At 30.9% G+C, this 6247-nt stretch carries 12 protein-coding genes; all 12 read left to right on the forward strand.

Annotation, left to right across the window (positions count from 1 at the left end; all coding sequences use genetic code 11):
* Positions 1–373 (forward strand): RHS repeat domain-containing protein (locus tag C4S77_RS04195; RefSeq protein WP_146106035.1); only part of this gene is annotated, 373 nt, incomplete at its 5' end.
* Between the two features lie 501 nt (positions 374–874).
* The gene (locus tag C4S77_RS13345) at positions 875–997 is read left to right on the forward strand and encodes a hypothetical protein (protein WP_260209416.1); all 123 of its coding nucleotides are present in this window, start codon (positions 875–877) and stop codon (positions 995–997) included.
* An 8-nt stretch (positions 998–1005) separates the two neighbouring features.
* Positions 1006–1359, forward strand: coding sequence for a hypothetical protein (locus C4S77_RS04200; RefSeq protein WP_105246289.1), 354 nt, complete (start codon positions 1006–1008; stop codon positions 1357–1359).
* 197 nt (positions 1360–1556) lie between these two features.
* On the forward strand, positions 1557–2672 hold the full coding sequence (locus C4S77_RS04205) for an RHS repeat domain-containing protein (protein WP_317614911.1): 1116 nt from the start codon (positions 1557–1559) through the stop codon (positions 2670–2672).
* A complete protein-coding gene (locus C4S77_RS04210) occupies positions 2654–3247 on the forward strand; it encodes a hypothetical protein (RefSeq protein WP_105246292.1) in 594 nt (197 codons plus the stop codon). The genes C4S77_RS04205 and C4S77_RS04210 overlap by 19 nt, the downstream gene beginning before the upstream one ends.
* A 348-nt stretch (positions 3248–3595) precedes the next feature.
* Complete coding sequence (locus C4S77_RS12955) at positions 3596–3733, forward strand: hypothetical protein (protein ID WP_181042810.1); 138 nt, start codon at positions 3596–3598, stop codon at positions 3731–3733.
* Positions 3730–4176 (forward strand): hypothetical protein, encoded by a 447-nt coding sequence (locus C4S77_RS04215; RefSeq protein WP_105246294.1) that lies wholly within the window; start codon positions 3730–3732, stop codon positions 4174–4176. The genes C4S77_RS12955 and C4S77_RS04215 overlap by 4 nt, the downstream gene beginning before the upstream one ends.
* A gap of 7 nt (positions 4177–4183) precedes the next feature.
* Positions 4184–4621, forward strand: a complete 438-nt coding sequence (locus C4S77_RS04220; protein ID WP_105246296.1) for a hypothetical protein — start codon at positions 4184–4186, stop codon at positions 4619–4621.
* Between the two features lie 99 nt (positions 4622–4720).
* Positions 4721–4999 carry a hypothetical protein gene (locus C4S77_RS13175; RefSeq protein ID WP_221405078.1) on the forward strand — a complete coding sequence of 93 codons (279 nt, stop codon included), beginning with the start codon at positions 4721–4723 and terminating at the stop codon, positions 4997–4999.
* Entirely contained in the window at positions 4969–5193 is a 225-nt protein-coding gene (locus C4S77_RS13350; protein WP_317614912.1) for an RHS repeat domain-containing protein, read from the forward strand. Before C4S77_RS13175 ends, C4S77_RS13350 begins: the two co-directional genes overlap by 31 nt.
* Positions 5166–5933 carry a hypothetical protein gene (locus C4S77_RS13465; RefSeq protein ID WP_146106036.1) on the forward strand — a complete coding sequence of 256 codons (768 nt, stop codon included), beginning with the start codon at positions 5166–5168 and terminating at the stop codon, positions 5931–5933. Before C4S77_RS13350 ends, C4S77_RS13465 begins: the two co-directional genes overlap by 28 nt.
* The coding region (locus C4S77_RS04235; RefSeq protein WP_146106037.1) for a hypothetical protein at positions 5923–6247 on the forward strand (325 nt) is incomplete at its 3' end. The genes C4S77_RS13465 and C4S77_RS04235, both read left to right, overlap by 11 nt.

The raw sequence follows: 6247 nt of genomic DNA on the forward strand, positions 1-6247 counted from the left end.
AATAGTACAGCATGTAGAATATGTACCATTTGGGGAGGTGTTTATTGAGGAAAGGAACCAGAGTTGGAATACCCCTTACCTGTTTAATGGCAAGGAACTGGATGAGGAAACGGGGTTATACTATTACGGGGCTAGATACTATAATCCGAGGGAGTCCGTCTGGCTGAGCGTTGATCCGCTGTTTGAAGAAACGATGACTCCATATCAGTATACTTATCAAAATCCTATTAGGTTTACTGATCCAATGGGGATGGAGCCAGATGAGGGAGGAGATGGTGGCTTTTGGAGAGGAATAGGGAATTTGTTTAAGTCTAGGGCTAGAATCAATGCCGAAGATAAAGTAAGATTGTTAAACAAGAGTCTATATCAGTAAGTAAAGGAAATATGACTGCATATAAATAATGGAATGTAACCTATACAGATAATAATATAGAGAAAACAATACATAGGTTAGAATATACAAAAGAAGGACTTTATGCACATATTTCTTTTGAGGGATATCTACTGAATCAGAAGGAAGTATAGCAGAAGGGGATCCCAATGCAGGTTCTATAAGTTTACCTAACCCATTCCAGGGGAGATATAGTAATGGTAAATACTAATCCTGTCATGACAGCTATATCAGGCGCAGTGGCCCCCACCATTAGGTTTTATTTCAGGATGTGTTCAAAGTTATTCATCATTTAGTGAAGGAGATTATGTTGGAGGAACCGTTGGAGTGATTACTTTAGGTTTCAGTGTTAGAATGTCAGGTCTAGCAAATCAATGGTTTAGAGGGGCTAATAATAAATTCACTTTCACTCCTGAGGAATACAATAGTAAGACATTAGGACAAGGAACAATAGAGTTTAAGTAGGGAGTTAGCCCTAAATATTTGAATAAAATTCCTAATCCAGGTAAGCAGAAAATTAAACAAATGTTTAGAAGAACTTCATTACCGGTGAAAGATAATCTCGGAATACAAGAAGCTGGATATTTTCATTTAGGAACTAGATAAATATTATTGTGAAATACTTAAAAGTAAAATTAGAAGAATCAAAAAGGAAAGTAATTGAAAGTAAAGGATGTCTATTCTTTTGGATATTGAATAAACTATTTTCACACAAATTTAATGAGGAAAATAAAGTAACTTATTGGTTACTCGAGTTTGAATATAATGATTGGAATTATAAAAATGAAGTTAAAAGAGAAATAGGTTTGAATGAAAATGGAAGGATAATAGTTCGTTTACCTAATAAAAAAAATGAATTAGGTTTTTGGGCTGATGAAGATGTGGATTATCTATATTTTATTAATCATTTTAAGCATGTAAAAATATCACGAGAGTATTTTGAAGAAAAATGGAATGAATTAAAATAAATAAACAAAAAACCCGCAATTGCGAGGTTTTTGTTATTAATTAATCTCCTCGTCAATGCAGAGTAATCTGAGGAGTTCGATATTGTTGTAAATATCTCAGTTTGTATGTTCGGTAAGCTCTTTATGTTTCAAAGAAAGGATAAGCGAAGATTTACAGAGATTACTCCCTAAATAAAGAACACAATGCGTATTTTGAAGTGCCTTACCATGGAAAAGACCATAATGATTATGAAAACGGAACAGGCTTTTGCTGTGCAGGCAAAGATAAAAAACTCCAAGCCTACGGAGGCGGAATCGGCAAAGGGAATGAAGAATATGAAAAGATGCAGTATTATTATCATGCGGATCATTTGGGAAGTAGCAGTTATATTACTAACTTAGACGCACAAATAGTACAGCATGTAGAATATGTACCATTTGGGGAGGTGTTTATTGAGGAAAGGAACCAGAGTTGGAATACCCCTTATTTGTTTAATGGCAAGGAACTGGATGAGGAAACGGGGTTATACTATTACGGGGCTAGGTACTACAATCCGAGGGAGTCTATCTTTTTAAGTGTAGATCCGTTGTTTGAAGAAACAATGACTCCGTATCAGTATACGTATCAAAATCCTATAAAATTTACAGATCCTACAGGGATGGAGGGAGAAGGAGTAGATAATGACTACAAATTAGGCTCAGATGGAAAAATCACATTGGATAAAGTAACAAATGATGAAAGTGATAGATTAATAGCAGAGAATGGTGATGTTATTTCGAGTAATATTAGAAAAGGAATTTTATCTGATGGTATTAATATAGCAAAAGATGGATTGCAAATTGAAAATGCAAATGATATAACAAATATTAGATTAGGTAGTTTTTTATTAGATTTGTCAATGTATGAGCAGAAAGAAATCAGTTGGGGATTATATAATTTAGGGGATAAACATGTTTCAATAATTAATATATTACCATATGAAAATAACACGGTTTTTACATCTGATATGTTACCAGAGTCTGTTTCATATAAAGGGAAGGTTTATGATGTATTATCTATAGGAAACCATACACATCCGAGCTTTGCTAAAAAAGGAGATCCTGTATATAACAGTCAAGGGAAATTAGTAGGAACAAGAACTAATGAAGGAGGAACCTCCAAGCCTAGTTCTTCTGATTTAATGAGAAGTAATAAAGCTTCTAATAATTATATATTTGGAAGAACAGGGACAAGGTATTATAATACAAATGGAACTGTTTGGAATGTTGAAGATAAAAATCCAATAACTAGAGATAATGTATATCAAAGATTAGGATGGAAAAAAAGGTTTTAATATGTATATTCTTGTTTTTTATTTCCTGTTTAAAAAATAACAAAATAGAAGAGAAAAATATTTTAAAAAGTTATTTTCCTATAAGAAAAGGAAATGTTGAAGATAGCTTATTTAATTCAGTGTTTTCAAAAATTTTACAGGATGATTTTAAGGAACCTTCATTGTATGGAATAAAGATTGATGATGAAATCTATAGAATTTCTAAATTGAGTAATAATTTATATTCTGAAATATTGAAGATTCACAATTATAATGATTCTATACAAATAAATTTAAATATAGTAGGGGTACTAGATACCTGTTATATTATTTCTTATGATAAATTTGATATTGTAAAAAAAAATATTGATAAATGTTTACATTTACAAATAGGTAATGAGGTAATTAATGATAGTGATATTTGGATAGTTGAGAAGGTATCTAAAACTAATTATCAGTATAATTATAGATGGATTTGGCATGATCAAAGAGATGAACAAACTTTTTATATGTCTTTAAATAATGTAGATACTATTGTTGTTAGTAAAGAGATTAGAAATATCATAAATGATAAAATAAAGCAAAAGGTTCTTTAGCCAAAAACCCCTCGCAATTGCGAGGGGGCTTTGTTTTACTTTTCTTTATTGAGTAAATCTAACAATTCTAACTCGTCTTTAGGGATAAGGGAGCGCAGGAGTTGCAGGATATTGTAAATGTCCTATTGAGTATGCTCGGTAAGCTCTTTATTTTCCAAAGAGAGGATAAGAGAAGGTTTACAGAGGTTACTCCCTAAATAAAGACCACTATGCGTATTTTGAAGAACCTTACCATAGAAAAGACCATAATGATTATGTAAACGGAGCAGGCTTTTGCTATGTAGGCAAAGATAAAAACTCCAAGCCTATGGAGGGGGAATCGGCAAAGGGAATGAAGAATATGAAAAGATGCAGTATTATTATCATGCAGATCATTTGGGAAGTAGCAGTTATATTACTAACTTAGACGCGCAAATTTTAGTGATCGATCTGAATATGAAAATAGAAGTTAAATTATCTGATAAAACTTCTCCAGTAATTCAATGATATCTTATAATATATATAGTGCATGGAAGTCTATTAAGGTATATAATAATGATGATAGCTTATATTTTCTTGTAAAAAAAACACGTTCTATATTAGGTAAATATACTTTATATTACTTTATTAGTGAAGAATTATTCTTAATTTTAGAAAAATATGATTATTTATTATTTAGTAAAAAAAAGCTTATTTATAATAATTTAAATTATACTATTATATTTCAAGAAGATGTAATGTCTTTTGAAGGGAAAGAAATTAAATATAAAACATTAGATTTTTTAGGAAGTAAGCGTGCTGTATATTTAAATGGTAGAAAGGTTGCTGTTATAAATGTAGTTAGTAGGCTAAAGGATGATCAACATAGTATTTTTTTTGATGAGATGTCAGAAGATGTTTTTTTGATTTTAGTTTCTTATTGTTCTATGATTAATTATGATTTACAATAATTAAAATATGTTAAGTAGTAGAAGAGAATTACTCCCTTGGTGGATTAAATTTTTTTGTTGGATATTTATGATTGCAGGTTTTTTATCTATCCTAATAATATTGTTAACAATAGTTGGCATTAAACCAGATTTAGCTTTATATGGATTTGATGCTCAACAAGGAAGCTTTAGTATGTTATTAATATATTTCACATTTTTATTTAATGGACTTGTTGCTTATATGCTATGGACAGGAAAAAAACTAGCAATAAGAATAGGTTTGATAAATGCTATATGGGGCATATTACTATGTTTAGTATCGATGATACTTAGTTATTATAATTCAGATTTTAAAATTAGATTAGAATTAGTTTTATTGATATTGTTTTTTATTAAGATTAAAAAGATTAAATCCCAATGGGAAAATAAATATACTCCAGAAGAAAAGCAATTCTTAGAAAGATAAAAAAGCACCGTTTAATTAAGCGGTGCTTTTTTTATTTAACAAATCTCCTCGTCAATGCTGAGTAAGCGCAGGAGTTCAATGGTATTATAAATATCCCAAATGTTGTGTTCTGTAAGTTCGGGATGTTCCAAAGAGAGAATAAGTGAAGATATACAAAGATTACTCCTAAATAAAGACCACTATGCCTATTTTGAAGAACCTTACCATGGAAAAAACAATAGTGATTATGTAAACGGAACAGGCTCTGCTGTGCAGGCAAGGATAAAAAACTCCAAGCCTATGGAGGGGGAATCGGCAAAGGGAATGAAGAATATGAAAAGAAGCAGTATTATTATCATGCAGATCATTTGGGAAGTAGCAGTAATATTACTAACTTAGACGCACAAATAGTACAGCATGTAGAATATGTACCGTTTGGGGAGGTGTTTATTGAGGAATGGAACCAGAGTTGGAATACCCCTTATTTGTTTAATGGCAAGGAACTGGATGAGGAAACGGGGTTATACTATTATGGAGCTAGGTATTATAACCCGAGAGAATCTGTATGGTTGTCAACGATCCATTGTATATAGCACATTTAGATGCAGATAGTAATACGGGGGGAATTTATGATAGTGAGAATTTAAGTGTATATTCTTATGTTCATAATAGGTCAGTAAATGCTGTAGATCCAGATGGGGAAGATATAATTATTCTTTATGATAGTAATTCTGTATATGGTTTAGGGCATTCAGCAGTTCTGATAGGGAATGATAAAGACGGTTGGCGCTATATATCGATGAATGGAACTGGAGAAGGAGCAAAACCGATAGGGCTAGCAAAAAATTCAGATTTAGGAAATATTAAATATAATCGAAAAACAAGAATAGGAAATGATTTTAGAGGATCAGGATTAAAAGCAACTGAAATAATAGGTATAATTAATGAATCAGCTAATCCTAATGAAAAACATAATTATGATAGAGCATTTCTAATATTATCCAATACAAGTGAAGATAATTTAGCCTATGAAAAAGCAAAGAAAGAAGCGAGTGCTAAATGGTATAATATATTTGGACAATCTTGTATAGATCCAGGACAAGCTGCTTTGAAAGGTGTTATAGAAGATAGATATGGAAAAGATGTACCAGATAAAATAGGGTATGAGAAAATAGAACATCAATTAATTCCAAATAATCAAGCCGCTATGTTATTAAAACAAATTGAAATGCTCAATAAAGGACTTCAAAAGCAAGGTCAGAATGTGATAATACAAGCTACAGAAAAAAATCTAAAAATAAATAGAAAAAAAATAAATAAGAATGAAGTTTAAAATATTATATAAGATACTTATAATTACTATGATATTTGGAGTCTTTTTAATTTATTTGAGTTCTTATATAGGTTGGTATGGTTATGAAAAATGGAAGTATCGTAGATCTACAAGAGGTGATATTGAACAATCTAAAATGCGAAAAGTTTTTGTAAAGCAAGTGCCTTTTATAGTAGTTCCGGATACAATTAAAACAGAAGGGATGTTTTATATAGAGAAGGGATATACCTATGGCAAGCATTCTATGGAAGATACAAGGGTTTTAACTATGGAAGATACAAAATATCCTTTTCAACTAATGTATAAAGGATTCA

The sequence above is a fragment of the Apibacter adventoris genome, from assembly GCF_002964975.1.
Classification (GTDB): domain Bacteria; phylum Bacteroidota; class Bacteroidia; order Flavobacteriales; family Weeksellaceae; genus Apibacter; species Apibacter adventoris.